This window comes from Rhodobacter sp. SY28-1, assembly GCF_005222785.1.
Taxonomy (GTDB): domain Bacteria; phylum Pseudomonadota; class Alphaproteobacteria; order Rhodobacterales; family Rhodobacteraceae; genus Tabrizicola.
Window position 1 is genome coordinate 276,699 of record NZ_STGH01000003.1, and the last position, 26,748, is coordinate 303,446.

The following is a 26,748-nucleotide window of genomic DNA, read 5'->3' on the forward strand; positions in this document are numbered from 1 at the left end:
AAGCAAGTGTCTGGAATCATTGAATGACGGGGTTTCTGCCACCGTGGACGGCCCTCTGGTATCCCATCCCCAAACGGGCTACCAATCCGGAATGCGCCCGCTTCCCCCCATGCTCGTCGTCGTCCTCCTCTGGGCCGCTGGCCTGGGGGCCGCCGCCCAGTTCGGAAAGATCTCGATCCTTTATGAGGACCTCCGCGCCTCCTACGGTGGCAACGGAGAGGTCGCCCTCGGCCTCGTCGTCTCGATCGTCGGCATGGTTGGCCTGATCTTCGGGACGACCGCCGGACTGCTGGTCGCCCTCATCGGCCCCCGCCGCGCCATCGTCGCCGCGCTGGCCGCCGGGGCTGCGATGTCCGCCCTTCAAAGCCTGATGCCCGCCTATCCCCTGATGCTCGCCTCCCGTATCATCGAGGGCGCATCCCACCTGTCCATCGTCGTTGTCGGCCCTACGATGATCGCGGCCTTGGCCCCAGAGCACCGAAGACCGCTGGCGATGACCCTCTGGTCGTCCTTCTTTGGCGTGACCTACACGATCCTGGCCGTGATCGGTCCCCATGCGACGCCGACCGGCCTCTTCCTCGGCCACGCCGGTTACATGGCCGCCCTCGCCGTCATCTTGGCCCTGACCCTGCCGCCCGACCCGCGCGGGCAGGCCCTGCCGATGGGCAACCTTCTTTCCCAGCACGCGGCGATCTACCTCTCCCCCCGCCTCGCCGCCCCGGCGATGGGGTTCTGCTGCTACACCTTCCTCTATGTCGCGGTCCTGACGCTCCTCCCGCCCGAGACGCCCGAGAGCCACCGCGCCCTGATCGCCGCCGGGATGCCGCTGGTTTCCATAGCCGTCTCACTGACGCTGGGGGTGCGGCTTCTTGGCCGCATGTCCGCCGTCCGGCTGGTACAGGCGGGCTATGCGGTGGCGATCCCGGGCTTTCTGCTGCTTTGGCTGACATGGGGGCAGGGCGCCGGAATGGTGGCGGGTGGGTTCCTGCTCTCTGCCGCGCTTGGCATCGTTCAGGGCGCCAGCTTCGCCTCGATCCCCGAACTGAACGCGACGCCCGAAGACCGCGCGCGGGCCGCCGGGGCGGTGGCGCAGCTTGGGAACCTTGGCACGACAACCGGGACCCCGGTTCTCGCGGCACTGCTGGCTAGCGCGGGCCCTACGGGTCTTGTGGTGGCGGCGGTCATCCTGTGCGGGCTGGGGATAGCGATCCACGCCCTGCAAAAGGCCCGCCGCGAAGCGGTGCCTCAGTAGGCGACGACAGCCCCGCCGCCCGCCGCCCAGTCGCGCAGGCCGCCAAGGTTGTGGACTGGGCCATAGCCCAGCCGGGTCAGCACGTCAGCCGCCATTCCCGACCGCCCGCCGGAAGCGCAATAGACCGCGATGGGCAGCCCATGCGGCAGCTCGCAATCCGAGTGCTTGGGATCGGCCTTGAGGCCCAGAAGCGACAGCGGGATCAGTCTTGCACCCTTGGCCACGCCCGAAGCCTTGGCTTCGGCGACCTCACGGACATCAATCAGGATCATCCGTTCCTCGGCGACCAGTTCGGCCACCTCGGTCACGCTGGGGCGGGCGGCAGAAGGTGCAGAGCGGAAGGCAGAGAACATGGGAGACCTCGTTTGGTTGATAAAACCTATATAGCTTGGAAGATGATAAAGTAAAGCCCGGCTGATCCGGCTGTATTGTTCATGATACGTTCACACTTTCGGGTTGGAGACTCATCAAAAGTGACCTATGTCTTGCGCCTGCTGGTCCAAGGGACAGGTCATGGCCGAACAGAAGTTCATCGAAGTGCGCGGCGCGCGCGAACATAACCTGAAGGGCGTGGATGTCGCGATCCCGCGCGATCAGCTGGTGGTGATCACCGGGCTGTCGGGGTCGGGCAAGTCGTCCCTCGCCTTCGACACGATCTATGCCGAAGGCCAGCGGCGCTATGTCGAGTCGCTTTCGGCCTATGCGCGCCAGTTCCTCGACATGATGGGCAAGCCGGATGTTGACCACATCTCGGGCCTGTCCCCGGCGATTTCCATCGAGCAGAAGACCACCTCGAAGAACCCTCGGTCGACCGTCGGGACGGTGACCGAGATCTACGACTACCTGCGCCTCTTGTTCGCCCGGGTCGGTACGCCGTACTCCCCCGCGACCGGCCTGCCGATCACGGCGATGCAGGTGCAGGACATGGTCGATGCCGTGATGGCGATGGAAGAGGGGACGCGGGCCTATCTGCTGGCCCCGATCATCCGGGACCGCAAGGGTGAGTACAAGAAAGAGTTCCTGGAGCTTCGGAAGCAAGGCTTCCAGCGCGTCAAGGTCAACGGGGCCTTCTACGAATTGGAGGAACCCCCGACGCTCGACAAGAAGTTCCGCCACAACATCGACGTTGTGGTGGACCGGATCGTCGTGCGGGAAGGCATCGAGACGCGGCTGGCCGACAGCTTCCGCACCGCGCTGAACCTTGCTGACGGGATTGCGGTCATCGAGCTGGCCGATGTCGCCGAGGGCGCGGAGCCCACCCGCATCACCTATTCCGAGAAATTCGCCTGCCCGGTCAGCGGCTTCACCATCGCCGAGATCGAACCGCGGCTCTTCTCCTTCAACGCGCCCTTCGGCGCCTGCCCGGTCTGCGACGGGCTGGGGATGGAGCTGTTCTTCGACGAACGCCTCGTCGTGCCCGACCAGAACCTGACCCTGATGCAAGGCGCTATCGCGCCATGGGCCAAGTCGAAATCGCCCTACCTGACCCAGACGATGGAGGCGCTGTCCAAGCACTATGGCTTCAATCTGAAAGCCAAGTGGAAGGACCTGCCTGACACGGTGAAGGACCTGTTCCTGCGCGGCTCGAAAGGCGAGGAGATCGAGTTCCGCTATGACGAGGGCGGGCGGGTCTATCAGGTGAAGCGGGTCTATGAGGGGATCATTCCCAACATGGAACGCAGATACCGCGAGACCGACAGCGCCTGGAGCCGCGAGGAGATGGAGCGCTATCAGTCTAACCGCGCCTGCGGGGCCTGTGGCGGCTATCGCCTGAAGCCCGAGGCGCTGGCGGTCAAGATCGCCGGGCTGCACATCGGGCAGGTGGTGCAGATGTCGATCACCGAGGCCTTCGCCTGGGTGGAAGGTGTGGCCGGCACACTGACGAAACAGCAGAACGAAATCGCGCGGGCCATCCTGAAGGAAATCCGCGAACGCCTTGGATTCCTTGTGAATGTCGGCCTGAACTATCTGACGATGAGCCGCGCGGCGGGTACGCTGTCCGGCGGGGAATCGCAGCGGATTCGTCTGGCGTCCCAGATCGGCAGCGGCCTGACCGGGGTGCTCTATGTGCTGGACGAGCCCTCCATCGGCCTCCACCAGCGCGACAATGACCGGCTCCTGACCACGCTGAAGAACCTCCGCGACGCGGGGAATACGGTGCTGGTGGTCGAACATGACGAGGACGCGATCCGCGAGGCGGATTATGTCTTCGACATGGGGCCGGGGGCTGGGGTGCATGGCGGGGTGGTGGTCAGCCATGGGACACCTGCCGAAGTGGCGGCCGATCCGGCGAGCCTCACGGGCCAGTACCTCTCTGGCGCGCGGGAGATTTCCGTGCCGAAGACGCGGCGGAAAGGCAACGGCAAGACACTGACCGTGGTTGGCGCCACGGGCAACAACCTCAAGAACGTCACGGCCGAGTTCCCCTTGGGCAAGTTCGTCTGCGTGACGGGCGTGTCGGGGGGCGGAAAGTCCTCGCTCACCATCGAGACGCTGTTCAAGACCGCCGCCATGCGCCTGAACGGTGCCCACGAAACCCCGGCGCCTTGCGAGACGATCAAGGGGTTCGAACACCTCGACAAGGTGATCGACATCGACCAGCGGCCGATCGGTCGGACCCCCCGGTCGAACCCCGCGACCTACACCGGCGCTTTCACCCCGATCCGCGACTGGTTTGCCGGACTGCCCGAATCCAAGGCGCGGGGCTACGGACCGGGGCGGTTCAGCTTCAACGTCAAGGGCGGCCGCTGTGAGGCCTGCCAGGGCGATGGCGTCCTCAAGATCGAGATGAACTTCCTACCGGATGTCTACGTGACCTGCGAGACCTGCAAGGGCCACCGCTACAACCGCGAAACCTTGGAAATCAAGTTCAAGAACAAAAGCATCGCCGACGTTCTTGACATGACATGCGAAGATGCCCGCGAGTTCTTCCAGGCAGTCCCGGCGATCCGCGAGAAGATGGAAGCGCTGAGCGAGGTGGGCCTTGGCTATATCAAGGTCGGCCAGCAGGCGACGACGCTGTCAGGCGGCGAGGCGCAACGGGTGAAGCTCTCGAAGGAACTCAGCCGCCGCGCCACCGGGCGGACGCTGTATATCCTCGATGAGCCGACCACTGGCCTGCATTTCGAGGACGTGAGGAAGCTTCTGGAAGTGCTTCATTCCCTTGTGGAACAGGGGAATACGGTGGTGGTGATCGAGCACAATCTGGACGTGGTCAAGACCGCCGACTGGGTGATCGACATCGGCCCCGAAGGCGGCGATGGCGGGGGCGAGATCGTGGCCACCGGCACGCCCGAGGACGTGGTAAAGGTCGAGGGCAGCCACACCGGCCGCTACCTCAAGGACCTCCTGAAACCGCGCCGTCTGGCTGCCGAGTAAGGCCGGACACTCCGCCCGGCCAGCCCGCGTCAGTCAAGCGCGCGATCAAGTATCCGCACGGCCTCGAGGACGATAAGGGTATCCCGCGCAACGCGCAGGATCTGGCTGTCCACGGTCAGGTATGTGCTGCCATCGCGGTAGTCCCGCAGCTTGAGACGTTCCCAGTCGGACCGCGGGATCAGGACGTAATCTCCATAGACGCGGTCGCCATGACGCCAGTCGTCATGAGCGTGCTTGTTCCCCTTTTTCGCCTGCCCGGGCGGCACGCAAGGCACCTCTTTCTTGGCAAGGCCCGGCGGACAGTGGCGGGCGTCCTTTGCCTCGACCGAGAACCCGGTCAGCGCGATGGCAAGAGTTACGGCGGTGATGATGCTGGGCTTCGTTATCATTGGGTTTCCTGTCTTTGCCAGACGGAATGCCAGCGGCGCACAAAAGGTTCCATTCACTTCGACGTTTGCCGCTGGGGTCGGCAAGACTCAGCGCAGATGCGCCGTGCGGCGGTTGCGGATCACCTCCAGCACGACACCCGTCTCGTTCTGGACCCGGTAGACTGCGCCTTCCATCGCGTAATAGCGCCAGGTTCCGTCCGAGAGTTTCAGACTATAGCGCCGTGGGTCGATCAGCAGCGAACGCGTCTCGTACGGAAACCGGTCGCCGATGACATAGGTGGTGGTGCTGGGCTTCACCGAAACCGTCTTGGCGCCGGTCGAGGCGTTGGTGCTGCCTTGATCGCAGACCGAAGCGACGATGGAGCCGCAGTCGCCCGCCTCGGCCGGGGTAAGAGCGGGAAGAGCCAGTCCGAGGATCAGAAGTGGCAGTATGAGATGTCGCATGCGAACCTCGCCATGTTTTCATGACGGCAACTCAGAATGCTGCGACGCGGTTCCGCCGAAAGAACCGAGTCTTTTCTTGTGACACCTTGGGGCCTGAAACGTCAGGTCTTCTTCATCGGGCAGGTCGAGATGCCGAGGATCGAGTAGAGCGGACAGGTGGACAGCAGGCTGGTGGCCAGCGGCACGACGCCGATCAGCTTGGCGTAGTGCCAGAAGCCCTCGCCGCGGTCGAGGAAGAACCAGACCAGCAGCGCAGCGCCCAGGACGAAGCGCAGCACGCGGTCGACGGTTCCGACATTGGTTGCAAACATGGCTTTCCCTCCGATTGGGGCGCGACGTCCGCCGCGCACAGGTCCATTCTGCAACTTTCGCGTTCTGGAGCTATGATCTGGCGCAAGCCAAATGAAAAAGGCCGCCCGAGGGCAGCCTTTTGCGTCACTTCGGCGTGATCAGTCCAGCGCCTTGAAGTTCAGGCTTGCGCCTTCCTTGATGCCGCTGAACCAGCGCGCGGTCACGGTCTTGGTCTTGGTGTAGAAGCGGAAGGCGTCCGGCCCGTACTGGTTCAGGTCGCCGAAGGCTGACCGCTTCCAGCCGCCGAAGCTGAAGTAGGACAGGGGAACAGGGATCGGGAAGTTGATCCCGACCATGCCCACGTTGACCCGGCTGGCAAAGTCGCGCGCGGTGTCGCCATCGGCAGTGAAGATCGCGGTGCCGTTGCCGTATTCGTTGTCCATCACAAGTTTCAGCGCATCGTCGTAGGACTTGGCACGGACGGTTGACAGGACCGGCCCGAAGATCTCCTGCTTGTAGATCTCCATGTCCGGGGTGACGTTGTCGAAAAGCGACGGGCCGACGAAGAAGCCGTTCTCATAGCCCTGCAGCTTGAATCCGCGACCATCGACCACCAGCTTCGCGCCTTGTTCCACGCCGGAATTGATCAGGCCCAGAATGCGGTCCTTTGACGCCTGCGTGATGACCGGGCCGAAATCGATATCGTTTCCAGCGGTATAGGGGCCGACCTTCAACTTCTCGATCCGCGGGACGAGGCGCTCGATCAGTGCATCTGCGGTCTTTTCACCGACTGGAACCGCCACGGAAATCGCCATGCAGCGTTCGCCCGCCGCACCGTAGCCCGCACCCACAAGCGCGTCGGCGGCCTTGTCGAGGTCGGCATCCGGCATGATGATCATGTGGTTCTTGGCACCACCAAAGCACTGGGCGCGCTTGCCGTTCGAGGCCGCCCGACCGTAGATGTACTGCGCGATCGGGGTTGAGCCGACGAAGCCCACGCCCTGGATGACCGGGTGGTCCAGGATGCCGTCGACGACGGTCTTGTCGCCGTTCACCACCTGCAGGACACCATCCGGCAGTCCCGCTTGCTGCAGGAGTTCCGCCAGGAACAGCGAGGTCGAAGGCACCCGTTCTGACGGCTTCAGGATCATCGCGTTGCCCGAAGAAATCGCCGGGCCGATCTTCCACAAGGGGATCATCGCGGGGAAGTTGAACGGCGTGATTCCGGCAACGACGCCAAGGGGTTGGCGCATCGCATAAAGGTCGATGCCAGGGCCGGCGCTGTCCATCATCTCGCCCTTCAGCATCGCGGGCGCGCCCATGCAGACCTCGATGACTTCCAGACCACGCTGCACGTCGCCCTTGGCGTCGGGGATGGTCTTGCCGTGCTCACGGGCGACCATCTCGGCCAGCTTGTCCATGTTCTGGTTGATGAGTGCCCCGAAGGCCATCATCACGCGCGCCCGGCGCTGCGGGTTGGTGGCCTGCCAGCCGACCTGGGCCTTGGCGGCTTCCTGGATCGCGTGATCCAACTCGCCCAGCGTGGCCAGAGCGACGCGCGCCTGCACTTCACCCGTGGCGGGGTTCATGACATCGGCGAAGCGGCCCGAGGTGCCCGCGACGCGCTTGCCGTTGATCCAGTGTCCGATCTCTTGCATGGAATCCTCCCTGTGTTGGGGGTCTTTTACTCTTGCACAAACGCCAGACAAAGCGGCAATGTGCCAAAAGCATTTTGCAGGAATGCAAGCCTCCTCGTCGCATTTCATTCGCTCGCCGGGGGCTCACGACGAGAAGCGCAGCGCATAAGGAGTTTGCCGTGGACTGGGACGACCTGCGCGTGTTCCTGGCGGTCGCGCGGACCGAAAGCCTGTCGGCGGCGGGCAAGCGGCTGAAGGTCGACCCGGCCACCGTGGGCCGTCGCATTGCGCGGCTGGAGGAAGCAACCAACGCCCGCCTCTTCACCAAATCCCCGCAAGGCTATGCGCTGACCGAGGAAGGCGCGCGGCTGATCCCGCATGCCGAACAGGCAGAACGGGCCGCGTTGGGGGCCGAGGAAAGCCTCTCCGGCCCCGGCGGCCTGACCGGCCTGATCCGTCTGGGCGCCCCGGACGGCTGCGCCAATTACCTTCTGCCGCAAGTCCTGTCCCGCATCTGCGACGCGAACCCGGGGTTGGAGGTGCAGATCGTCGCACTTCCCCGCGTGTTCAATCTGTCGAAACGCGAGGCGGACATGGCCATCGCCGTTTCCCGCCCCGAGGCCGGGCGGCTGACCGTGCAGAAGCTGACCGACTACCGCCTGCACCTTGCCGCCAGCCGCGACTACCTTGCCAGCGCACCGCCGATCGTTACGCCTGCCGACCTGCAGGCCCACCGGATCGTCGGCTACATCCCGGACATGATCTTCGACAAGGAACTCGACTACCTGGCCGAAATCGGGATCGGCCCGGCGACGCTCACCTCCAACTCCGTCTCGGTCCAGTTGAACTGGCTGCGGACCGGGGCAGGGGTGGGGGTGGTCCATGACTTTGCCCTGCCTGCCGCGCCGGAACTGACCCGCATCCTGACCGACCGGATCAGCCTGACCCGCGCCTTCTGGCTGATCCGCCACGAAAGCGACGCGCGGCTGGACCGGCTGAACCGCTTCGCCGACCAGCTGACCCGCGAGGCGCGCGCCGAGATGGGCCGCCTTGACGCGGCGGTTGAAACGCGCGCTTGACAGAATCCCCTTCCCGGTCCGACCCTTGACCTCCGGTCAGAGGGAGGGGCCGTCCCATGCTCGTACAGCACATCCTCACGTCCAAAGGTGACCACGGTGTGATCACGGTCGCACCCGGAACCTCGGTCCAAGAGGTCGCAGCACTTCTGTCGTCGAAACGCATCGGTGCGGTGATCGTCTCAGCCGACGGCAAGGCCGCAAAGGGCATCGTCTCGGAACGCGACATCGTGCGCGAACTTGGCAAGCGCGGGGCAGCCTGCCTGTCCGACAAGGTCGAAAGCCTGATGACTGCCAAGATCGTGTCCTGCACCCGTTCTGAAGGCACCGATGCCGTGCTGGGCCGGATGACCGACGGGCGCTTTCGCCACATGCCAGTGATCGAGGACGGGCAGATGGTCGGCCTCATCTCCATCGGCGACGTGGTCAAGGCCCGGCTGATGGAACTGGCGGCGGAAAAGGACGCGCTGGAAGGCATGATCAAGGGCTTCTGACGTCGGATTCACGCTTGCGCCTGCGCGGGCAATATTGTTGCGTGCGCGAACAGGCAGGTTCGGGGGACAACCATGCGCATCGGGCTGTATCCGGGGACCTTCGATCCCATCACTCTGGGCCATATCGACATCATCCAGCGCGCCATGGCGCTGGTCGACCGGCTGGTGATCGGTGTCGCGATCAACCGGGACAAGGGGCCGATGTTCAGCCTGGAAGAGCGGGTCGCGATGGTCGAGGCCGAATGCGCTGCAATTCAGGCCAAGACCGGGGGCGAGATCGTGGTGCACCCGTTCGAGAACCTGCTGATCGACTGCGCCCGTGACGTGGGGGCAGGGATCATCATCCGGGGCCTGCGCGCCGTCGCGGATTTCGAATACGAGTTCCAGATGGTCGGCATGAACCGGGCGCTTGATGCCTCGATCGAGACGGTCTTCATGATGGCCGATGCCCGGCGGCAAGCGATTGCCTCGAAGCTGGTCAAGGAAATCGCCCGACTGGGCGGCGACGTGTCAAAGTTCGTGACGCCCCCGGTCCAAGCTGCCCTGCAGACGCACCGAAAACGATGACCTCGGGTGCAAGATGACGGAAAAGCTGAGCTTTCTGGAAAGGGTCAGCCGGTGGGAGCCCTACTCCCTCCCGTCGGGCCTGCGCTGGGTCCTTGCAGTTCTGGCCTTCGCAGTGGCTCTGGTCATCCGGTACGAGCTTGAGGGTATTCTGCCGCCCGGCTTTCCCTATCTCACCTTCTTCCCGGCCATCCTGATCAGCGCCTATTTCCTTGGCCCGGCGCAGGGCATCTTCGTTGCCATCGCAAGCGGGGCTGCGGCCTGGTATTTCTTCATTCCGCCGCTGAACAGCTTTGCCTTCTCCGGTGCCACGGCTGTGGCGCTGGCGTTCTATGTGTTCGTGGCGGCGGTTGAAATCGGCCTGACCACCCTCGCGCAGGGGGCCCGACGCGCGCTGAGTATCGAGCGCGAGGAGAAAGAGATGCTGGCGGAACAGCGGCAGCTGATGTTCCATGAATTGCAGCACCGGGTGTCGAACAACCTGGCCACGGTGTCTGGTCTTCTGAAGCTGCAACGCCGGATGGTCAGCGATGATGCAGCGGGTGTCGCGCTGGACGATTCCGTGCGCCGGATCGACCTGGTGGCCCGGATCATGCGCAACCTGCATGACCCTTCAGGCCAGACCGTGGATCTGGCCCGCTTCCTGGCGGATACCGGTCGCGACATCCTGGAAAGCACAGGCGCCACGGGGCGTGTCGCGCTCAAGGTCGAAGCCGATCCGCTTCTCGTCGGTCCGGACGTGTCGGTGCCGCTGGGATTGATCGCGACAGAGCTGTTGGCCAACACGCTGGAACATGGCTTTCCCGGCGAAAACTCTGGCCAGATCGGTGTAAGGCTTGACGCCGGTCAGGAAGAGGGCAGGGCGCTCTTGCAGATCCGCGACAATGGCCATGGTTTGCCCGACGGGTTCGACATCGAACAGGCTCGTAGCCTGGGCCTGTCCATCGCGCGGCAGTTCGCCAAACAATTGGGCGGCACCCTTGTGATGGAGCGCCGCCCGGAAGGCGGGACCGAAGCCCGCCTGGAATTCAGCTATTAGGCCTCAGGCGGCCTTGCCGTACACGGCTTCACGCGCGATCTTGTCAGCGTCGGCGGGGAAAAGCCCCAGGTCCAGCGCGATATCGGCAGGAAGGTTCGCGATCTCGTCGCGGGTCTGGCGATACAGCGCATAGTTGGCAGCTGCAGTCTTCAGCATTTCGTACACAGAGATCATCTTCATCGTCCTTCTACATCCGCGAGGGGTCTGCTTATCCTCCTCGCATGGCTTGAAGATAGAGGTTCTGTTAGCGCCAACAACGCCCAATGCTGCGGTGCGGCTATGCAGGTTTTGCATGGCTAGAAAACGAAAAAAGGGCGCACGACGGCGCCCTTTCTCCAATATTTCAACGGTTTCAGATCAGCTTGCCCATCGCGACGGCCGTGTCAGCCATGCGGTTTGAGAAGCCCCATTCGTTGTCGTACCAGGACAGGATCGACACGAAGGTCCCGTCCATCACCTTGGTCTGGTCCATATGGAAGACCGAGGAATGCGGGTCGTGGTTGAAGTCCGACGAGACCAGCTTTTCGTTGGTGTAGCCCAGGATCCCCTTCAGCGGCCCGTCGGCCGCCGCCTTGATCGCGGCGTTCACCTCTTCGACAGTGGTGGCGCGCTTGGCGATGAACTTCAGGTCCACGACCGACACGTTCGGCGTCGGCACGCGCATCGCGAACCCATCCAGCTTGCCCTTCAGCTCGGGCAGGACCAGACCCACAGCCTTGGCCGCACCGGTCGAGGTCGGGATCATCGACAAGGCCGCCGCCCGCGCGCGGTAGAGGTCCTTGTGCATCGTGTCCAGCGTCGGCTGGTCGCCGGTATAGCTGTGGATCGTGGTCATCATGCCCTTATCGATCCCGATGGCGTTGTTCAGCACGAACGCCACGGGCGACAGGCAGTTGGTGGTGCAGGAGGCGTTCGAGACGACGATGTCATCCTTGGTCAGCGTGTTGTGGTTCACGCCGTAGACGATGGTCTTGTCCGCACCGTCGCCGGGCGCCGAAATCAGCACGCGCTTGGACCCGTTCGCCAGATGCGCCTGGCACTTTTCCTTCGAGGTGAAGATGCCGGTGCATTCCATCACGATGTCCACATCGCCCCAGGGCAGGTCGGCGGGGTTCTTCAGCGCCGTCACCCGCATCGGGCCGCGGCCGACGTCGATGGTATCGGCGCCCGTGGTCACGGTGGCGGGGAACTTCCCATGCACCGAATCGTAGCGGAGGAGATGCGCGTTCGTCTCAACCGGCCCAAGGTCGTTGATCGCCACGACCTCGATGTCGGTGCGGCCCGACTCGATGATGGCGCGCAGAACGTTGCGCCCGATGCGTCCAAATCCGTTGATGGCAACCTTGACGGCCATGACTCTTCCTCCGAAGCAGGGACCTGTTCCCGATAGCGCTAACAAAGACATATCGCCGGGAAATGCAACCGCAGTTTGACGGTGTCAGTTCCAGAAAGCCACCCATTCGATGAGGTCGAGGAACTTTCGCGCCAGAAACATCAGCGCCGACCCGCCGTTCAGGGCGAGGTCGGCGATGATCCCTGCGATCAGGAACAGTCCCAGCCAGAGCGCGATGGTGTTGGTCAAGACGGCCCCCCTTGGGGCCGACGCCCCTTACTGCGCAAGCCGCCCCATGACGCCGGCCACATCGGCCATGCGGCAGGAGAAGCCCCATTCGTTGTCATACCACGCCAGCACCCGGACGGAACGCCCCGCGACCTTGGTCTGGTCGGGAGCGAAGATAGACGACTGCGGCGTGTGGTTGAAGTCGATGGATACCTTCGGTTCGGGGTCATAGGCCATGACCATGCCCATGTAGCCTGCGCAGGCTTCCCTTACGATTTCGTTGACCTCCGCCACCGTGACCGACTTCTCGGCGATGAAGGTCAGGTCCACCGCGGACACGTTCGGCGTCGGCACCCGGATTGCGCTACCTTCCAGTCGGCCGGCCAGTTCCGGCAGCACCTCGCCAATCGCCTTGCCCGCCCCGGTCGAGGTCGGGATCATCGCCATCGCCGCACTGCGGGCGCGGTACAGGTCCTTGTGCCGCCGGTCCAGCGTCGGCTGGTCGCCGGTGTAGCTGTGGATCGTGGTCATGATGCCCGATTCAATTCCGATGCTGTCGTTCAGCACCTTGGCCAGCGGTGCCAGGCAATTCGTGGTGCAGGACGCGTTCGAGACGACCTTGTGATCGGGGAGCAGGCTGCGGTGGTTCACGCCGTAGACGACGGTCAGGTCGGCGCGTTTCGCCGGGGCCGAGACCAGAACCCGCTTCGCCCCGCGCCCCAGATGTACGGCGGCCTTGTCGCGGTCGTTGAACTTGCCGGTGCATTCCAGAACGACGTCGACGCCACCCCAGTCCAGTTCTTCGGGGTTGTATGTCGACATCATCCGGATCGGGCCGCGACCCAGGTCCAGCCCGTCTTCCGTGACCTTCACCACCCCCGGAAACCGCCCGTGGACGCTGTCATAACGCAGAAGATGAGCGTTCGTCTCCACTGGCCCCGTGGCATTGATCGCCACCACCTGCACGTCATTGCGGTTTGATTCCGCGATATGCGCCAGCGTGCAGCGCCCGATGCGACCAAAGCCGTTGATGCCGACAGTAACCGTCATGAAGATCGTCCCCCTTGAATTCCTGGAAACGGTCCTAGCCGGTCGGAAACCGCACGCAAGAAGAAAAACGACACATTTTCCGTATGTTAGCGCAATCTTTGCCTGTTTGCGCTAACCCCGGGCACCGCTTTGCCGAATCCTGCGTTGCACGCTACATCCATGGTTGAACTCGCAAGGGGCATGACGCATGAGCGGACTTCTGGCACTTCTCGACGACGTGGCGGCCATCGCCAAGGTTGCGGCCTCCTCGGTCGACGACATCGCGGCGGCGGCGGCCAAGGCCGGGACCAAGGCCGCGGGCGTCGTAATCGACGATGCCGCCGTCACCCCGAAATATGTCCACGGCTTTTCAGCCGACCGGGAACTGCCGATCATCTGGCGCATCTCGCTGGGGTCGCTGAAGAACAAGCTCATCATCCTGCTGCCCGGCCTTCTGGCGCTGGATCATTTCGCACCCTGGGCGATCACGCCACTTTTGATGCTGGGCGGGGCCTATCTGTGTTTTGAGGGCGCCGAGAAACTGGTCCACATGTTCGCCCCCCATGCCGACCATGAGGTCGAGAAGGACTTCGACACCAAGGACCCGGCCCATCTGGAAGAGGAAAAAGTCGCGGGTGCGATCAAGACCGATTTCATCCTGTCGGCTGAGATCATGACCATCGCGCTGGCCACCATCGAAAGCCCCAGTTTCTGGATGCAGGCGATCACGCTGGCCGTGGTCGGGGCCTTCATCACCGTGGCGGTCTATGGTGCAGTGGCGCTGATCGTGAAGATGGACGACGTCGGCCTGCACATGGCCGCGACGGGCCGCACCGGGGCGGGTAGGGCGCTGGGGCGCGGGCTGGTGCTGGCGATGCCGAAGCTGATGGCGTTTCTGTCGACCGTGGGCACAGCGGCGATGCTGTGGGTCGGCGGCAATATCGTGATCCACGGGCTGGAGGTCACGCATCTTTGGGCCTGGCCCTACGAGACGATCCACCACATCGCCGAAGCCGTGGCCAATGCCGTGCCGGTGGCCAAGGGGTTTGTCGAATGGCTGGTGACGGCAGCACTGGACGGCGTCTTCGGCCTGATCCTGGGCGTGATCCTGATCCCGGTCGCCACCCGCATCATCGGGCCGATCTGGTCGTCGCTGACCGGGTCGAAGGCCGCGGCCCACTAACCCCTTCGGGCCCACCTGCGGGCCAGGCTCAGCCCTGTGCCAACCGCGTGGCCAGGGCCGAGACAAGGTCGGTGCGGGTCACGATGCCCACGACCTTCGGCCCGACGACCACCGGCACCGCTTCGGCTCCACCATCCGACAGTATCGGCAGCAGCGCCCCGACCGGGGTCCTGGGGGTCACGCGCTGCACGGCGGTCTGCATGATGTCGCCGGCCATAGGCGCCTTTGACCGATGGTCGTCAATCAGCCGGACCAGTGCTGCAAGCAGGCTGCGGTGCAGGCGGAACGCATCCTCGCGCGCGCGGCGGATCAGGTCCAATTGGAAGATCAGCCCCAGAAAGCGCCCGTCCTCGGCCACCACCGGCAACGAGGTGAACCCGCGCGACCGGAACAGCTCTGCCACTTTTGACAAGGGCGCTTCGGGGCCGACTGTCACCAGATCGCGCGACATGACATCGGCGCAGGTGAAGTTTTCCATCCTCCTGGCTGCGGCGGCTTGTTCAGCCGCCCCGATCAGCCGGGCCAGATCGGCGACGCCGAGGTTGGCAGATTGATGAAAATCCTCAAGGATTCCGGCCAGATCAGCCGGGTCCAGTCCAAGCCGGGTCTGCGGCGCAGGGTCCAGCGTCCCATGCGCGCCCGGCTGCGCGGGTTGACGGAACGGGTAGGACCTTCCCACGCTCCAGTTCCACAGGATGCCCAGGCCCACCAGCGCGGCCGAACCGACGGCCACCGTCGCCAGCATGAGAACATCGCCAGCGTTTTCCACCGCCATGAAAAGCGCCACCGCACCGCCCGGCGGATGCAGGGCCCGGGCCAACAGCATCGCCAGAATGGCCAACCCGACGGCCAGCGCAACCGCCCATTCCGACGGGGGCAGGGCGGCCAGCACCGCCAGCGCGACCAGCGCCGACACGGAGTTTCCGACCACGACCGACCAGGGCTGCGCCAGCGGAGAGTTCGGGACCGCATAGATCAGCACGGCCGAGGCCCCGAAGGGGGCGATCAGCCAGCCAAGCCCCAGCCAGCGCAAGCTTACCCCCACCAGCAGCAGTCCCAGTGCCACGCCTGTCGCGGCCCGTGCCACATCCACCGGCTTTGGCCCGGCCATCGCCGGCCCCAGACCTCGCAAATCCGCCATCGCCCTCTCTCCCTCGACGGCGACCCTGACTGCTTGCCAAGGAAAAGGGAAGACAGGCTGTCAGCCCATGCTGCGCATCCGGCGCCGGTTGCGCAATCGGCGCAGGCGCGGGTTCAGGAACAGGACGATCCCGCTGAAGCCGAAGACCACCATCGCCGTTGCAGTGATGTCGGCCAGCCAGGTGCCGAAGGTCGACGTCAGCCAGCCCCGCACGTGCAACCGCTTGAACAGGCTTTCCCAATAGATCCGCGTCTCCAGCACGGTCCCGTCGGGTGCATGGGTGATCCGGCGGCTGTCGGTCTTGATCCAGTAATGCCCGGTCTTCAGCGCCACGATCACCTGGGCCTCGCCCGTATCAAAGATCGCCGCCTCGCGCCCGTGATAGCTGGTGTCGGGGTCGACGGACAGGGACTTGCCAGGAAACAGGCTTTCGGCCAGCGCCCGCGCTTCCTCGGGTGTCATCGGGCGCGGGGCAGGCCAGGTGTCAAACAGGTCCTCGTCATAGCCGTCCTGATCCAGCACGCCCATCACCAGGCCTTCGTGGTTCAGAAACAGGCCAGTCAACCCGATGATCAGGACCCAGGGCAGCACGATCACCCCAAGCCAGCTGTGGATCGTCTTCAGAAGCCGCATAAGGTTCTTTCCTTGACCGCATTGACGACCGGACCCTAGTCGGCAGCCGGCAAGCCGTCAGCCCAAATGAAAACGGCGGCCCTAAGCCGCCGCTTAAATCCGTTTCCTAATCCAAAGGCTCAGAGCAGGGCCTTTGCTTTTGCGACCGCTGCCTCGGCAGTGATGCCGAACTCGGCATAGAGCCGCTCCATCGGGGCCGAGGCGCCGAAGGTCGACATGCCGACGAAATCGGCCTTGGCCTCACGGCCACGCTCGCCCAGAAGCCAGCGGTCCCAACCCATGCGGACGCCTGCCTCGATGGCCACACGCACCGGCCCGGCGGGCAGCACCTTCTTGCGGTAAGCCTCGTCCTGCGCGGCAAAAAGCTCCATCGACGGCATCGACACGACGCGGGTGCCGATCCCTTCGGCCTCAAGCATGTCGCGGGCCTTCAGGGCGATCTCGACTTCCGAGCCGGTCGCCATCAGGATCACCTGACGCTTCCCCGTTGCCTCGGCCAGCACATAGGCGCCCTTGGCAACCAGGTTGTTCGCCGTGTGGGTCTTCCGCACCGCCGGAAGGTTCTGACGCGACAGCGCCAGCACCGTGGGTCGGGACTTCTCGGTCAGCGCGATTTCCCACGCTTCCGCGACCTCGACCAGGTCTGCGGGGCGGATGACCAGGGTGTTCGGGGTGCTGCGAGAAATCGCCAGATGCTCGACCGGCTGGTGGGTCGGACCATCCTCGCCCAGACCGATGGAGTCATGCGTCATGACGTAGACCACCGGGATGCCCATCAACGCCGACAGGCGCATGGATGGGCGGGCATAGTCGGTAAAGCACATGAATGTCCCGCCATAGGGCCGCACGCCGCCATGCAGCGCCATGCCGTTCATCGCGGCGGCCATGCCATGCTCACGGATGCCGAAGTAGACATAGCGGCCTTTGCGATCCTCGGGCGTGAAGACGCCCAGGTCTGCCGTCTTGGTGTTGTTCGACCCCGTCAGGTCCGCCGAGCCGCCGATGGTTTCCGGCAGGACCGGGTTGACCGCCGCCAGCACCTTTTCTGACGCCGCACGGGTCGCCAGCTTGGGCAGGTCGGCGACCGCCTGCTTCTTCACTGTGCGGATCGTCGCGCCCAGCTTGGCAGGGGCCTCCAGCGCGAAGATACGCTTGAATTCGGCCTGCTTCGCGGGCGACAGGGCCGCGAAGCTCGCGTCCCAGTCGGCGCGGGCCTTGGCGCCACGAGTGCCCAGGCTCTCCCACCAGGCCTTGATGTCGGCCGGGATCTCGAACGGCCCGCCGGTCCAGCCATAGGCATCCTTGGCCGCCTGCAGCTGTGCCTTGTCGGTCAGGGCGCCGTGACCCTTCGACGTATCCTGTGCCGCATGCCCGATGGCGATATGCGTCTTGCAGGCGACCATCGCGGGGCGGGGGCTGGCCTTGGCCGCCGTCAGCGCCCGGTCGATGTCCGCCGGATCATGCCCGTCACACTCGAACACATCCCAACCGCTCGCCGCGAACCGCGCCTTCTGGTCGGTCACGTCGGCGATGCTGACCTTGCCGTCGATGGTGATGCCGTTGTTGTCCCACAGCACGATCAGCCGCGACAGCTGCTGCTTGCCCGCCAGACCGATGGCTTCCTGGCTGACGCCTTCCATCAGGCAACCATCGCCCGCGATGACCCAGGTGTAGTGGTCCTGGATCTTCGCCCCCCAGCGCGCGCGCAGGTTTTCCTCGGCCATCGCGAAACCGACCGCGTTGGAGATCCCCTGGCCCAGCGGCCCCGTCGTTGTCTCCACCCCCGCGACATGGCCGTATTCCGGGTGGCCTGCGGTGATGGCACCCCACTGGCGGAAGTTCTTGATCTGCTCCAGCGTCATGTCCGCGTAGCCGGTCAGGTGCAAAAGCGCGTAGATCAGCATCGACCCATGCCCCGCCGACAGGATGAACCGGTCGCGGTCGGCCCAGCGGGGGGCCTTGGGGTCAAAGCGAAGATGCTTCTCGAACAGCACCGTCGCCACATCGGCCATCCCCATCGGCATCCCCGAATGGCCCGAATTCGCCGCTGCCACGGCATCCAGTGCCAGCGCGCGGATCGCGGTGGCGCGCATCCAGTGATCGGGGTTCTTGGTGCGAAGGGTCTGGATGTCCAAGGCGGCATTCCTTTGGGCTGAACGGGACAATGGGGTCGCATGCGTCCTAACCAGCGGGACCGGCAAGATCAAGCTTGCTCCCCAAGGCCTTGGGAAGAAAGGCCGGTCGCCTTTCCGGGGTTTCGCGCTAAGATCGCGGCAAGGCTGTGACGGGCGATTCGGGACGGAATCGTCCAGGGGTGTGCGGGTGTGCGTGTTGCGCCCGGGGACAAGAGGGATAGGGATGCAGGAAATCACCGAACTGGAAAAGCGGATCGCTGCCGCGCTGGAACGGATTGGCAAGGGGTTGGACCGCCTCTCCTCGCAGCCCCGGCCCGGCCCCTCGGTTACGGGCACGGCTGCTCCACCCGCCGACGCGATGCTGCGCGCCCAGCTTGAGGAAGAGAAGTCCCTGACTGCCCAGCTGCAGGCCCGCCTGCGTGCCGCCAAGGACCGCGAGGCGCGCGGCGACCTGCAGGAAAAGGTCGACCGGCTGACCCAGGAACTGGATGTGCAGGGGCTGGAACTGCAGCGGATGCGCCGGGTCAATGCCAGCTTGCGCGAACAGCTGGAAACGCTGCGCAGCGCCCAGGCCAGCGGCGTGACCGAGCCTGGCCAGATCAACAAGGCGATGCAGGCCGAGCTTGACGCCCTGCGGGCCGCCCGGCTGACCGAGATCGCCGAGATGGACGAAATCCTCGCCGCCCTGGAACCCCATCTGACGGAGGCCCGCAATGCCTGATCTCGAAGTCACTATCGGCGGCCGCCCGTTCCAGGTCGCCTGCCAGCCCGGCGAAGAACACTTCCTGCGCTCTGCCGCTGCTATGCTCGACACCGAGGCGCAGCCCATCGTCGCGCAGTTGGGCCGCCTGCCCGAAGCCAAGATGCTGCTGATGGCGGGGCTCATGCTGGCCGACAAGACCGCCGCAGTCGAGGATGAGCTTCGCACCCTGCGCGCCCGCGTCGCCGAACTTGAGGCGCGCCCGGTCGCCACCCGCGATGTCGCCGTGGTGCCAAAGCAGGTCTCGGACACCCTTGCCGAAATCGCCGCCCGCGCCGAAGCGATGGCGTCCCGGGTCGAAGAACAGGTCCGCTGATGCGCGGCCTTGTCGCTTTGGCGCTGCTATTGCCGCAGGCCGCACTGGCGCAAGACTTCAGCACCATGCGCTACCAGTGCGATCGCGGCGTCGAAGTCCCCGCGACCTATGTCAACGGGCCGGACCAGAGCCTTGCCGTGATCCATGTCGAGGGGAGCCAGATCACGCTGGTCGGCGAACCCGCAGCCTCGGGTGCGCGCTATGGCTGGCCGTCGGACGGGTCGAACTATGTCTGGTGGACCAAGGGCGACGAGGCGACGCTGTATTGGAAGACGCCCGACGGCGAGATGCCGCTTCTGACCTGCAAGACGGCAGCCTGAAACGAAACGGCCCGCCAGGGGCGGGCCAAGTCTTTCGTAAGGCGGGATCTTCAGGCGTTCGCTTCGCGGATCTTGTCCGCAGCAGCCTTGTCGAAGGCCACGCCCTTGGCTTCCAGAAGCTGGTCAAGCTCCCCGGACAGCGTCATCTCGGTGACTATGTCGCAGCCGCCGACGAATTCGCCCTTCACATAGAGCTGCGGGATCGTCGGCCAGTCAGAGAAGTCCTTGATCCCCTGCCGGATTTCCGGGTCGGCCAGCACGTTCACGTCCTGGAATTCGACGCCCATGAAATTCAGCACCCCGGCCACGCGGGACGAAAACCCGCACTGCGGCATCATCTTGGTGCCCTTCATGAACAGCACCACATCGTTCTTCTCGATCGTGTCCTTGATCGTTGCCTCAGCGCTCATCGCCTGATCTCCTGTTCGTCATCGTTCGCATTGTGATAGCTGCCCGCGCTGCGCTGCGCCAGATAGGCCGCCATCCGACGTTCGCTTTCCTGGGTCGCGGCTTTCCTGGCCTCGAAATCCTTGTCTTCGGGTGCCGGGCCGCCGTTCTTCCTGCGGCTCCGCGCCTTCAGAATGGTGACGATCCCGATCAATGGCAGCAGCGCCGTGACCAGACCACCCAATCCCGCACCCGTTGCCATCCCCGCGATCCCTTTCCCTCAGACCAGCCCCAGGTCCCGCCCGACGACATAGGCAGCGGCAACGATCCCCACAAGGATCATCGCCAGAAACGGACCCTTAAGGCCTGGCCGGTCCGCCACCATGCGCGGCAGCCGCAGCAGCGCAAAAAGCAGGAGCAGCAGGATCGCCCCATGCAGGGCCAGGTTGAACGTCACATACCAGTCTGGCTCCGCCTCGACGATCTCTCCGGCTTCCGGTCGGTCTATCCATTCCATGACCGCGATGAAGACCGAACCGAGCGACATGACCACGGCCCCCATCCGTTCCTGCTTCGCCTGGGCCTCGGACATGATCGTTCCTTTCGTCAGTCGGGTGCCTTTGTCGTCAGCGCCAGCGCATGTAGGGCGCCGTTCGGGCCGTCCATCTTGCCCTTCAGCGCGGCATAGACCGCGCGCTGCTGCTGGACACGGTTCAGGCCGCGGAACGACTCGTCGATCACCTCGGCCGCAAAATGCGCGCCGTCGTCGCCCTGCACGCTGATCCTGGCGTTCGGGAAGGCCTCCCGGATCAGGGTTTCGATGTCGCGGGCGTCGATGGGCATGGGCACTCTCCGTTGTGCAATCAACCTAAGCCCGGGTCAGAGACGGTTCAAGGGCTTCCCACTCTGGTCTCAGGATACCGAAGAGCAGGGTATCCACTGTCCGCCCAAGCACCGGAACGAAGTCATGGCTGCGCAGGCAGGCCTCTTGCACGAACCCCGCGCGGCGGTAGACCGTCTGCGCCCGCAGGTTCTCGGCGCTGCAATCCAGCCAGACCCGCCGCGCGCCATGGGTGACGAAAGCCCGCTCCAGCAGAGCGCGCAGGAACACCTGACCCCGGCCCTGACCCGCCTCGTCCAGCGCCAGCCGCATCAGCTCCACCCGGCCCGAGGCATGCCCGATCTCGCAGAAGATCGCGAAACCTGCGCGCGTCCCCGCCGGCTCCCAGATCAGGATCTCGCAATCCGGCGCGTCGAGATAGACCTGCAGGCCCGCCGCGTCCTCATCGGTGATGTAAAGCGCATAGTCGGGCCGCTGGGCCAAAGCGCGGATGAAAGAGAAATCCGCAGACGTGGCCTGCCGGAAGCTCACAACCCGACCGTGGCGGCAAAGGCCGTGCGGTACAGTTGCGACAGGTCCGACAGGGGCGCGCTTTCGGTGCCGAAGGTCACGCGGTCGCCGCCGAACTTGCCGACCTGGGTCACCTTGACCCCGCCCGCCGCCGCCATGAAGGCTGCAAGGTCCTCGGGCCGGATCGCCACGACGTAGCGCGCCTGATCCTCGCCAAAGAGCTGGCCAATGTCGCCGGACTTCAGCGTCAGACCGATCCCCGCCGCTTCCGCCATCCGGAACGCCGCAAGCGCCAGCCCGCCATCGCCCAGGTCCCGCGCGGCGCGGATGCGCCTGCGGTTGGCCAGCAGAGCCTTCGCCGCGCTCGCCTCTTGTGCCAGATCGACGAACGGAGGCTCCCCCGCCTCGATCCCGAAAGCCTCGGCCAGCAAAGCCGACTGCCCCAGATGCCCGCGCGTTTCGCCGATCACGACGACGATATCCCCATCTGTCGGCTGACCCGCGATCAGCTCATCGACCTTCATGATCCCGACCGCGCCGATGGTCGGCGTCGGCAGGATGCCGGACCCGTCCGTCTCGTTGTAAAGGCTGACGTTGCCCGACACGATCGGCATGTCCAAGGCCTTCACCGCCGCCCCGATCCCCTCCAGCGCGCCGACGAACTGCCCCATGATCTCGGGCTTTTCCGGGTTGCCGAAGTTCAGGTTGTCCGTTGTCGCCAAAGGTTTCGCGCCCACCGCCACCAGGTTCCGATACGCCTCGACCACCGCCTGCTTGCCGCCCTCGAACGGGTTCGCCTTCACATAGCGCGGCGTCACGTTCGAGGTGAACGCCAGAAGCTTCCCGGTCCCGTGCACCCGCACGACACCCGCCCCCGCGCCCGGGGGCAGCACGGTATCGGCCCCGACCTGGCTGTCATACTGCTCATAGACCCAGCCCTTGTGGGCATAAGACGGCGACCCGATCAGCACCTTCAACGCCGCGATGGGCGTGATCGCCGGAATGGCGGGCAGCGGTGCCGGGGCAGGGGAGGCAACCCAGGGCCGGTCATACTCCGGCGCGCTGGAGGACAGCTTCGACAGCGGAATATCCGCCTTCACCTCGTTGCCGTGCAGGATCAGGAACCGGTCCTCGGGGATCGTCTCGCCGACGATGGCAAAGTCGAGGTCCCATTTCACGAAGATCGCCCGTGCCTCGGCCTCCATGTCCGGCTTCAGCACCATCAGCATCCGCTCCTGGGATTCCGACAGCATCATCTCGTAGGCCGTCATGTTGGTTTCGCGCTGCGGCACGTCGTCCAGCTGCAGCTTGATCCCGAGGCCGCCCTTGTCGCCCATCTCGACAGCTGAGCAGGTCAGCCCCGCCGCGCCCATGTCCTGGATGGAAATCACCGCACCCGAGGCCATCAGCTCCAGACAGGCTTCCAGCAGGCGCTTTTCAGTGAAGGGATCGCCCACCTGCACCGTCGGGCGCTTTTCCTCGATCGTGTCGTCGAACTCGGCGCTGGCCATCGTTGCCCCGCCGACCCCGTCGCGCCCGGTCTTGGCGCCAAGGTAGACCACCGGCATCCCCACACCCGACGCGGCCGAGTAGAAGATCTTGTCGGTATCCGCCAAGCCCGCCGCAAAGGCGTTCACCAGGCAGTTGCCGTTGTAGCTGCGGTGAAAGCGGACCTCGCCGCCCACCGTCGGCACGCCAAACGCGTTGCCATAAGACCCCACACCCTCCACGACGCCTTTCACAAGATGCGCGGTCTTCGGGTGCGAGGGCAGGCCAAAGCTCAAAGCATTCATCGCCGCGATGGGACGCGCACCCATGGTGAATACGTCGCGCAGGATGCCGCCCACACCCGTCGCCGCGCCCTGGTGCGGCTCGATGTAGGAGGGGTGGTTGTGGCTCTCCATCTTGAAGATCACCGCCTGCCCGTCGCCGATGTCCACGACGCCCGCATTCTCGCCCGGTCCGCAAATGACCTGCGGCCCGGTGGTCGGCAGCTTCTTCAGGTGGATCTTCGACGACTTGTAGGAACAATGCTCGTTCCACATCGCCGAGAAGATGCCCAGTTCCGTGAACGTAGGCTCCCGCCCCATGATACCCAGAAGCCGCTCCCATTCGTCGGGCTTGATCCCGTGGCTGGCGATCAGTTCCGGCGTGATGGCGGGCTCTTGCATGGCATCCCCTCTGGCAGCTTGGCCGCCTCATATGCGAAAGGCCCGCCAAGGGCAAACCACCACCTCCCCCCACGCCCGAAAATTTTTCGCCGAAAAATTTCGGGGCCGCGCCCATCGTCGTGTCGAAATCCCTCCACGTCGCCCGTCCTTGCCTTAGGATCGCGCACACATCCGCAGCGCGGCCAGACAGGAGATACGATGAAATACATGCTGACACTCTACGCCGCCCCCGATGCCGAACCCAGCCCCGGCACGCCCGAGTTCGACGCGATGATGGGTGAATACTTCGGGCTTGAGGAGAAGATGAAAGGCGTCGCCACTTTTCTTGCCGGCGAAGGCCTGCAGCCGGTTCAAACCGCCACCACGCTTCGCAAGCGCGAGGGCCGCGTCGAGACGATGGACGGCCCCTTTGCCGAGACTCGCGAACACCTTGGCGGATTCTACCTGATCGAGGCCGCCGATCTCGACGCCGCGCTCCGCTTTGCCGCCGAAATCCCCGCCGCCCGCTACGGCTCGGTCGAGGTGCGCCCCGTGATGGAGTACTGAGATGAAATACATGTGCCTGATCTACACCGATCCCAACGTCACTCCGCCGATGGGCGACAGCATGAACGCCGCCTATTTCGATCTGAACCGCCGGATGAAAGAGGCTGGCGTGATGATCTCCGGCGATGCGCTGCAACCCACCCGGACGGCAACCTCGCTGCGCAAGCGCGGGGACAAGGTCGAGACGATGGACGGCCCCTTCGCCGAAACGCGTGAGCATCTGGGCGGCTACTACGTCATCGACTGCCCCGACCTCGACCAGGCGCTGCACTGGGCGGCGCAGATTCCGGGTGCCGCCTACGGCACGGTCGAAGTGCGCCCGCTTGTCGTCTTCGGATGATCGAAGCCACCCTAGGCCGGGTGATGCAGGACGACCGGGGGCGGCTTCTGGCCGCCCTCATCGCCCGCACGGGCGATTTCCAGCGGGCCGAGGACGCGCTGCAGGAGGCCGCCGCCTCGGCTCTGGTCCACTGGGGCAGGGCAGGGGTCCCCGCCAGCCCCACTGGCTGGCTTCTGCGCGCCGCCCTGCGCAAGGCCATCGACGGCTATCGCCGCGATACGACACTCTCGCGCCACCGCGACGCCATTGCCGTCCTGGCCGAGGAAGAGGCCGCCGACCCCGATCCGCAGACCATCCCCGACGACCGCCTGCGACTGATCTTCACCTGCTGCCACCCCGCGCTGGAGGAGAAATCCCGCATCGCCCTGACCCTGCGGTCGCTCTGCGGCCTGACCACCGCACAGGTCGCCGCCGTCTTCCTGGACGCCGAGCCGACGATGGGCCAGCGCCTCAGCCGCGCCAAGGCCAAGATCGCCGCTGCACGCATCCCCTTCACCGTTCCTGGAGCAGAGGACCTGCCCGACCGGCTGAACTCCGTCCTGACCGTGGTCTACCTGATCTACACCGCCGGCTATGCCCAAGGCCCGCAGATCGGCATCGACCTCTGCACCGAGGCGATCTTCCTTGCCCGCCTGCTGCTCCAACTCGCCCCCGACCAGCCCGAGGTCGAGGCCGCGCTGGCGCTTCTCCTCCTCACTCAGGCTCGCGCCGCAGCACGCATCGGCCCCGATGGCCAGAGCCTGCCGCCGATTCGGCAGGACCGCAGCCTGTGGAACCGCGCCGCGCTTGACGAGGGGTTGGCGCTTCTCGACCGCGCCATTTCCCGCCGCGCCCCGGGACCGTTCCAGCTGAAAGCCGCGATCGCCGCGCTGCATTCCGCCGACGGTCCACCCGACTGGCCGCAGATCGCCGCCCTCTACGCGCGCCTGCATGATTATGAGCCGACCCCCGTGATCGCACTGAATCACGCCGTCGCCCTGGCCGAAAGCGGGCAATTGGCGCAGGCGCTGGCGCAGGTGCAGGCGCTTGGCGCACAGCTTGACGGCTACCAGCCCTTCCACGCCGCCCGCGCCGACTTCCTTGCCCGCATCGGCGACAGCGCCTCGGCCCGGCCTGAATACCTGCGCGCCATCGCACTGGCCGGGTCCGAGGCCGATCGCAGCTTCCTGCAGGCCCGCCTCTCCGCGCTGAAATGAAAAAAAAGGCCGAGCATTACGCTCGGCCAAGTCCAACAGGGAGGTACGAAGGGACAAGAGCAAGCTCATCGTCGCTTCGAGAGTTCAAATAGTGCCCCATGCTTGCGCAAACAAGTCTGGAATGCCCGACGTTTGGGCATTGCCGCTATGCACATGCTGCATGGCAGCATTTCAGGCGGCAGCGTCCTCGGACTGGCGGCGGCGGAAGGCCATGATCTCCTCGGTCACGAAATCGCGGAAGGCCGCCACGCGCTTGGAATGGCGCAACTCCTCCGGATAGGCCAGGAACACCGGCACCTCGGCGCTTTCCACATCCGGCAATACCCTGACAAGGTTGGGGAAGTCCTCGGTCAGATAGTCCGGCAGCACCCCGATCCCCAGATGGTTCAACACCGCCTGCAACACCCCGAAATAGTTGTTCACCGTCAGGGTCGAGGGGATGTCATGCGTCATCAGTTCCGCCACCAGCATCGCCCCCGCGGCAACCTGGGGCGTCCCGGCATGTTGCGCGATCAGCCGATGACTGGAAAAATCATCCATCGTCTCGGGCGTGCCATGCGCCGCCAGATATTCCGGCGTCGCAAACAACTGCATCTTGATGTTCATCAGCCGCTTGCGGATCAGGTCGGCCTGGGACGGCTCCTTCATCCGGATGGCCACGTCCGCCTCGCGCATCGGCAGGTCAAGGACCCGTTCCTCCAGCATCAGGTCGATCTTCAGCGCCGGGTACTTCTCGTACAGCCGCGCCAGCCTGGGGGCGAGCCACAGCGTCCCGAACCCCATCGTCGTCGTCACCCGCAATTCGCCAAAGACCTCGTCCTCGCTGTCCCTGATCCGCGCCGCCGTCGCATCCAGCCGCCGCACCATCTGCTGGGTCGCGTCATACAGAAGCTCGCCCTGTTCCGTCAGGATCAGCCCCCGCGCATGGCGGTGGAACAGCGTGACCGACAGGCTCTCCTCCAGCGCGCGAATCTGGCGGCTGACCGCCGATTGCGACAGGTGCAGCACGTCGCCCGCATGGGTCAGGCTGCCCTTCTCCGCCACCGCGTGAAAGATCCTCAGCTTGTCCCAGTCCATGCCCCATCCTCATCCCTTGCGCCGGGAACCCTACCACG

General features: G+C 65.0%; 32 protein-coding genes. 13 read left to right on the plus strand and 19 right to left on the minus strand.

The genetic code is table 11. The features are described from left to right. The first annotated feature begins 91 nt into the window (after nt 1–91). Nucleotides 92–1,252: an MFS transporter gene (locus tag E8M84_RS15440; protein ID WP_137112110.1), complete on the plus strand. Its 1,161-nt coding sequence runs from the start codon at nt 92–94 to the stop codon at nt 1,250–1,252. Here the strand turns inward: E8M84_RS15440 and E8M84_RS15445 are convergent. Further along, nucleotides 1,246–1,605, minus strand: coding sequence for a rhodanese-like domain-containing protein (locus tag E8M84_RS15445; RefSeq protein WP_137112111.1), 360 nt, complete (start codon nt 1,603–1,605; stop codon nt 1,246–1,248). The genes E8M84_RS15440 and E8M84_RS15445 overlap by 7 nt on opposite strands. A 160-nt stretch (nt 1,606–1,765) precedes the next feature. Here E8M84_RS15445 and uvrA point away from each other — a divergent pair, with 160 nt between their 5' ends. Next, complete coding sequence (uvrA, locus tag E8M84_RS15450; protein WP_137112112.1) at nt 1,766–4,630, plus strand: excinuclease ABC subunit UvrA; 2,865 nt, start codon at nt 1,766–1,768, stop codon at nt 4,628–4,630. 29 nt (nt 4,631–4,659) lie between these two features. Here the strand turns inward: uvrA and E8M84_RS15455 are convergent, their stop codons facing one another. The 4 genes from E8M84_RS15455 to E8M84_RS15470 form a co-directional block, all read right to left on the minus strand. Then, the gene (locus tag E8M84_RS15455) at nt 4,660–5,019 is read right to left on the minus strand and encodes an excinuclease ABC subunit A (protein WP_137112113.1); all 360 of its coding nucleotides are present in this window, start codon (nt 5,017–5,019) and stop codon (nt 4,660–4,662) included. An 87-nt stretch (nt 5,020–5,106) separates the two neighbouring features. Continuing rightward, on the minus strand, nt 5,107–5,463 hold the full coding sequence (locus E8M84_RS15460) for a hypothetical protein (RefSeq protein ID WP_137112114.1): 357 nt from the start codon (nt 5,461–5,463) through the stop codon (nt 5,107–5,109). 101 nt (nt 5,464–5,564) lie between these two features. Then, nucleotides 5,565–5,774 carry a DUF2892 domain-containing protein gene (locus E8M84_RS15465; RefSeq protein ID WP_137112115.1) on the minus strand — a complete coding sequence of 70 codons (210 nt, stop codon included), beginning with the start codon at nt 5,772–5,774 and terminating at the stop codon, nt 5,565–5,567. A 138-nt stretch (nt 5,775–5,912) separates the two neighbouring features. Continuing rightward, nucleotides 5,913–7,412 carry a CoA-acylating methylmalonate-semialdehyde dehydrogenase gene (locus E8M84_RS15470; protein WP_137112116.1) on the minus strand — a complete coding sequence of 500 codons (1,500 nt, stop codon included), beginning with the start codon at nt 7,410–7,412 and terminating at the stop codon, nt 5,913–5,915. A gap of 158 nt (nt 7,413–7,570) precedes the next feature. Between E8M84_RS15470 and E8M84_RS15475 the strand changes: the two genes are divergently transcribed. From E8M84_RS15475 to E8M84_RS15490, 4 genes are all read left to right on the plus strand, one after another. Then, on the plus strand, nt 7,571–8,470 hold the full coding sequence (locus E8M84_RS15475; protein WP_137112117.1) for a LysR family transcriptional regulator: 900 nt from the start codon (nt 7,571–7,573) through the stop codon (nt 8,468–8,470). A gap of 56 nt (nt 8,471–8,526) precedes the next feature. Continuing rightward, on the plus strand, nt 8,527–8,961 hold the full coding sequence (locus tag E8M84_RS15480; protein ID WP_137112118.1) for a CBS domain-containing protein: 435 nt from the start codon (nt 8,527–8,529) through the stop codon (nt 8,959–8,961). 72 nt (nt 8,962–9,033) lie between these two features. Next, complete coding sequence (coaD, locus tag E8M84_RS15485) at nt 9,034–9,528, plus strand: pantetheine-phosphate adenylyltransferase (protein WP_137112119.1); 495 nt, start codon at nt 9,034–9,036, stop codon at nt 9,526–9,528. Between the two features lie 13 nt (nt 9,529–9,541). Next, entirely contained in the window at nt 9,542–10,564 is a 1,023-nt protein-coding gene (locus tag E8M84_RS15490; RefSeq protein ID WP_137112120.1) for a sensor histidine kinase, read from the plus strand. Between the two features lie 3 nt (nt 10,565–10,567). On the opposite strand, the gene E8M84_RS21535 is transcribed toward E8M84_RS15490, so the two are convergent. The 4 genes from E8M84_RS21535 to gap (E8M84_RS15505) form a co-directional block, all read right to left on the minus strand. After that, nucleotides 10,568–10,738 (minus strand): hypothetical protein, encoded by a 171-nt coding sequence (locus E8M84_RS21535; protein WP_170971963.1) that lies wholly within the window; start codon nt 10,736–10,738, stop codon nt 10,568–10,570. 178 nt (nt 10,739–10,916) lie between these two features. After that, nucleotides 10,917–11,918: a type I glyceraldehyde-3-phosphate dehydrogenase gene (gap, locus tag E8M84_RS15495; RefSeq protein WP_137112121.1), complete on the minus strand. Its 1,002-nt coding sequence runs from the start codon at nt 11,916–11,918 to the stop codon at nt 10,917–10,919. Between the two features lie 84 nt (nt 11,919–12,002). Further along, complete coding sequence (locus E8M84_RS15500; RefSeq protein ID WP_137112122.1) at nt 12,003–12,146, minus strand: glyceraldehyde-3-phosphate dehydrogenase; 144 nt, start codon at nt 12,144–12,146, stop codon at nt 12,003–12,005. Between the two features lie 27 nt (nt 12,147–12,173). Then, nucleotides 12,174–13,175: a type I glyceraldehyde-3-phosphate dehydrogenase gene (gene gap, locus E8M84_RS15505; RefSeq protein ID WP_137112123.1), complete on the minus strand. Its 1,002-nt coding sequence runs from the start codon at nt 13,173–13,175 to the stop codon at nt 12,174–12,176. A 187-nt stretch (nt 13,176–13,362) separates the two neighbouring features. Between gap (E8M84_RS15505) and E8M84_RS15510 the strand changes: the two genes are divergently transcribed. Next, nucleotides 13,363–14,337 (plus strand): DUF808 domain-containing protein, encoded by a 975-nt coding sequence (locus tag E8M84_RS15510; protein ID WP_137112124.1) that lies wholly within the window; start codon nt 13,363–13,365, stop codon nt 14,335–14,337. Between the two features lie 28 nt (nt 14,338–14,365). Here the strand turns inward: E8M84_RS15510 and E8M84_RS15515 are convergent, their stop codons facing one another. The 3 genes from E8M84_RS15515 to tkt form a co-directional block, all read right to left on the minus strand. Continuing rightward, nucleotides 14,366–15,478 carry an HPP family protein gene (locus E8M84_RS15515; RefSeq protein ID WP_137112125.1) on the minus strand — a complete coding sequence of 371 codons (1,113 nt, stop codon included), beginning with the start codon at nt 15,476–15,478 and terminating at the stop codon, nt 14,366–14,368. 60 nt (nt 15,479–15,538) lie between these two features. Continuing rightward, nucleotides 15,539–16,111 (minus strand): PepSY-associated TM helix domain-containing protein, encoded by a 573-nt coding sequence (locus tag E8M84_RS15520; protein ID WP_137112126.1) that lies wholly within the window; start codon nt 16,109–16,111, stop codon nt 15,539–15,541. 119 nt (nt 16,112–16,230) lie between these two features. After that, nucleotides 16,231–18,246, minus strand: coding sequence for a transketolase (tkt, locus tag E8M84_RS15525; protein WP_137112127.1), 2,016 nt, complete (start codon nt 18,244–18,246; stop codon nt 16,231–16,233). Nucleotides 18,247–18,469: 223 nt separating this feature from the next. On the opposite strand from tkt, the gene E8M84_RS15530 reads away from it, so the two are divergent. The 3 genes from E8M84_RS15530 to E8M84_RS15540 are packed head-to-tail and all read left to right on the plus strand — an operon-like array spanning nt 18,470 to nt 19,642. After that, the gene (locus E8M84_RS15530; RefSeq protein ID WP_137112128.1) at nt 18,470–18,967 is read left to right on the plus strand and encodes a hypothetical protein; all 498 of its coding nucleotides are present in this window, start codon (nt 18,470–18,472) and stop codon (nt 18,965–18,967) included. Further along, nucleotides 18,960–19,322 (plus strand): cell division protein ZapA, encoded by a 363-nt coding sequence (locus E8M84_RS15535; RefSeq protein ID WP_137112129.1) that lies wholly within the window; start codon nt 18,960–18,962, stop codon nt 19,320–19,322. Before E8M84_RS15530 ends, E8M84_RS15535 begins: the two co-directional genes overlap by 8 nt. Beyond that, nucleotides 19,322–19,642: an MliC family protein gene (locus E8M84_RS15540; RefSeq protein WP_137112130.1), complete on the plus strand. Its 321-nt coding sequence runs from the start codon at nt 19,322–19,324 to the stop codon at nt 19,640–19,642. Before E8M84_RS15535 ends, E8M84_RS15540 begins: the two co-directional genes overlap by 1 nt. Nucleotides 19,643–19,692: 50 nt before the next feature. Here E8M84_RS15540 and grxD read toward each other — a convergent pair whose 3' ends face one another. The 6 genes from grxD to purL are packed head-to-tail and all read right to left on the minus strand — an operon-like array spanning nt 19,693 to nt 23,551. Beyond that, complete coding sequence (gene grxD, locus E8M84_RS15545; protein WP_137112131.1) at nt 19,693–20,052, minus strand: Grx4 family monothiol glutaredoxin; 360 nt, start codon at nt 20,050–20,052, stop codon at nt 19,693–19,695. Beyond that, entirely contained in the window at nt 20,049–20,291 is a 243-nt protein-coding gene (locus tag E8M84_RS15550) for a hypothetical protein (RefSeq protein ID WP_137112132.1), read from the minus strand. Before E8M84_RS15550 ends, grxD begins: the two co-directional genes overlap by 4 nt. Nucleotides 20,292–20,309: 18 nt before the next feature. Beyond that, nucleotides 20,310–20,621: a hypothetical protein gene (locus E8M84_RS15555; RefSeq protein WP_137112133.1), complete on the minus strand. Its 312-nt coding sequence runs from the start codon at nt 20,619–20,621 to the stop codon at nt 20,310–20,312. Between the two features lie 14 nt (nt 20,622–20,635). Next, complete coding sequence (locus tag E8M84_RS15560) at nt 20,636–20,872, minus strand: BolA/IbaG family iron-sulfur metabolism protein (protein WP_137112134.1); 237 nt, start codon at nt 20,870–20,872, stop codon at nt 20,636–20,638. A 25-nt stretch (nt 20,873–20,897) separates the two neighbouring features. Next, nucleotides 20,898–21,401, minus strand: coding sequence for a GNAT family N-acetyltransferase (locus E8M84_RS15565; protein WP_137112135.1), 504 nt, complete (start codon nt 21,399–21,401; stop codon nt 20,898–20,900). After that, complete coding sequence (purL, locus tag E8M84_RS15570) at nt 21,398–23,551, minus strand: phosphoribosylformylglycinamidine synthase subunit PurL (RefSeq protein WP_137112136.1); 2,154 nt, start codon at nt 23,549–23,551, stop codon at nt 21,398–21,400. Before purL ends, E8M84_RS15565 begins: the two co-directional genes overlap by 4 nt. Before the next feature lie 198 nt (nt 23,552–23,749). Here purL and E8M84_RS15575 point away from each other — a divergent pair, with 198 nt between their 5' ends. From E8M84_RS15575 to E8M84_RS15585, 3 genes are read left to right on the plus strand one after another with little or no spacing between them, the layout of a single operon-like run. Next, on the plus strand, nt 23,750–24,097 hold the full coding sequence (locus E8M84_RS15575; protein WP_137112137.1) for a YciI family protein: 348 nt from the start codon (nt 23,750–23,752) through the stop codon (nt 24,095–24,097). Nucleotide 24,098: 1 nt separating this feature from the next. After that, entirely contained in the window at nt 24,099–24,437 is a 339-nt protein-coding gene (locus E8M84_RS15580) for a YciI family protein (protein WP_137112138.1), read from the plus strand. Beyond that, nucleotides 24,434–25,633 carry an RNA polymerase sigma factor gene (locus E8M84_RS15585; RefSeq protein WP_137112139.1) on the plus strand — a complete coding sequence of 400 codons (1,200 nt, stop codon included), beginning with the start codon at nt 24,434–24,436 and terminating at the stop codon, nt 25,631–25,633. The genes E8M84_RS15580 and E8M84_RS15585 overlap by 4 nt, the downstream gene beginning before the upstream one ends. A gap of 171 nt (nt 25,634–25,804) precedes the next feature. Here the strand turns inward: E8M84_RS15585 and E8M84_RS15590 are convergent, their stop codons facing one another. Then, nucleotides 25,805–26,710: a LysR family transcriptional regulator gene (locus E8M84_RS15590; protein ID WP_137112140.1), complete on the minus strand. Its 906-nt coding sequence runs from the start codon at nt 26,708–26,710 to the stop codon at nt 25,805–25,807. Nucleotides 26,711–26,748 lie beyond the last annotated feature (38 nt).

Coding starts and splice junctions, on each gene's coding strand:
- E8M84_RS15440 (WP_137112110.1), top strand. CDS start 92: ATGCGCCCGCTTCCCCCCATGCTCGTCGTCGTCCTCCTCTGGGCCGCT.
- E8M84_RS15445 (WP_137112111.1), bottom strand. CDS start 1,605: ATGTTCTCTGCCTTCCGCTCTGCACCTTCTGCCGCCCGCCCCAGCGTG.
- uvrA (WP_137112112.1), top strand. CDS start 1,766: ATGGCCGAACAGAAGTTCATCGAAGTGCGCGGCGCGCGCGAACATAAC.
- E8M84_RS15455 (WP_137112113.1), bottom strand. CDS start 5,019: ATGATAACGAAGCCCAGCATCATCACCGCCGTAACTCTTGCCATCGCG.
- E8M84_RS15460 (WP_137112114.1), bottom strand. CDS start 5,463: ATGCGACATCTCATACTGCCACTTCTGATCCTCGGACTGGCTCTTCCC.
- E8M84_RS15465 (WP_137112115.1), bottom strand. CDS start 5,774: ATGTTTGCAACCAATGTCGGAACCGTCGACCGCGTGCTGCGCTTCGTC.
- E8M84_RS15470 (WP_137112116.1), bottom strand. CDS start 7,412: ATGCAAGAGATCGGACACTGGATCAACGGCAAGCGCGTCGCGGGCACC.
- E8M84_RS15480 (WP_137112118.1), top strand. CDS start 8,527: ATGCTCGTACAGCACATCCTCACGTCCAAAGGTGACCACGGTGTGATC.
- coaD (WP_137112119.1), top strand. CDS start 9,034: ATGCGCATCGGGCTGTATCCGGGGACCTTCGATCCCATCACTCTGGGC.
- E8M84_RS15490 (WP_137112120.1), top strand. CDS start 9,542: ATGACGGAAAAGCTGAGCTTTCTGGAAAGGGTCAGCCGGTGGGAGCCC.
- E8M84_RS21535 (WP_170971963.1), bottom strand. CDS start 10,738: ATGATCTCTGTGTACGAAATGCTGAAGACTGCAGCTGCCAACTATGCG.
- gap (WP_137112121.1), bottom strand. CDS start 11,918: ATGGCCGTCAAGGTTGCCATCAACGGATTTGGACGCATCGGGCGCAAC.
- gap (WP_137112123.1), bottom strand. CDS start 13,175: ATGACGGTTACTGTCGGCATCAACGGCTTTGGTCGCATCGGGCGCTGC.
- E8M84_RS15510 (WP_137112124.1), top strand. CDS start 13,363: ATGAGCGGACTTCTGGCACTTCTCGACGACGTGGCGGCCATCGCCAAG.
- E8M84_RS15515 (WP_137112125.1), bottom strand. CDS start 15,478: ATGGCGGATTTGCGAGGTCTGGGGCCGGCGATGGCCGGGCCAAAGCCG.
- E8M84_RS15520 (WP_137112126.1), bottom strand. CDS start 16,111: ATGCGGCTTCTGAAGACGATCCACAGCTGGCTTGGGGTGATCGTGCTG.
- E8M84_RS15530 (WP_137112128.1), top strand. CDS start 18,470: ATGCAGGAAATCACCGAACTGGAAAAGCGGATCGCTGCCGCGCTGGAA.
- E8M84_RS15535 (WP_137112129.1), top strand. CDS start 18,960: ATGCCTGATCTCGAAGTCACTATCGGCGGCCGCCCGTTCCAGGTCGCC.
- E8M84_RS15540 (WP_137112130.1), top strand. CDS start 19,322: ATGCGCGGCCTTGTCGCTTTGGCGCTGCTATTGCCGCAGGCCGCACTG.
- grxD (WP_137112131.1), bottom strand. CDS start 20,052: ATGAGCGCTGAGGCAACGATCAAGGACACGATCGAGAAGAACGATGTG.
- E8M84_RS15550 (WP_137112132.1), bottom strand. CDS start 20,291: ATGGCAACGGGTGCGGGATTGGGTGGTCTGGTCACGGCGCTGCTGCCA.
- E8M84_RS15555 (WP_137112133.1), bottom strand. CDS start 20,621: ATGTCCGAGGCCCAGGCGAAGCAGGAACGGATGGGGGCCGTGGTCATG.
- E8M84_RS15560 (WP_137112134.1), bottom strand. CDS start 20,872: ATGCCCATCGACGCCCGCGACATCGAAACCCTGATCCGGGAGGCCTTC.
- purL (WP_137112136.1), bottom strand. CDS start 23,551: ATGCAAGAGCCCGCCATCACGCCGGAACTGATCGCCAGCCACGGGATC.
- E8M84_RS15575 (WP_137112137.1), top strand. CDS start 23,750: ATGAAATACATGCTGACACTCTACGCCGCCCCCGATGCCGAACCCAGC.
- E8M84_RS15580 (WP_137112138.1), top strand. CDS start 24,099: ATGAAATACATGTGCCTGATCTACACCGATCCCAACGTCACTCCGCCG.
- E8M84_RS15585 (WP_137112139.1), top strand. CDS start 24,434: ATGATCGAAGCCACCCTAGGCCGGGTGATGCAGGACGACCGGGGGCGG.
- E8M84_RS15590 (WP_137112140.1), bottom strand. CDS start 26,710: ATGGACTGGGACAAGCTGAGGATCTTTCACGCGGTGGCGGAGAAGGGC.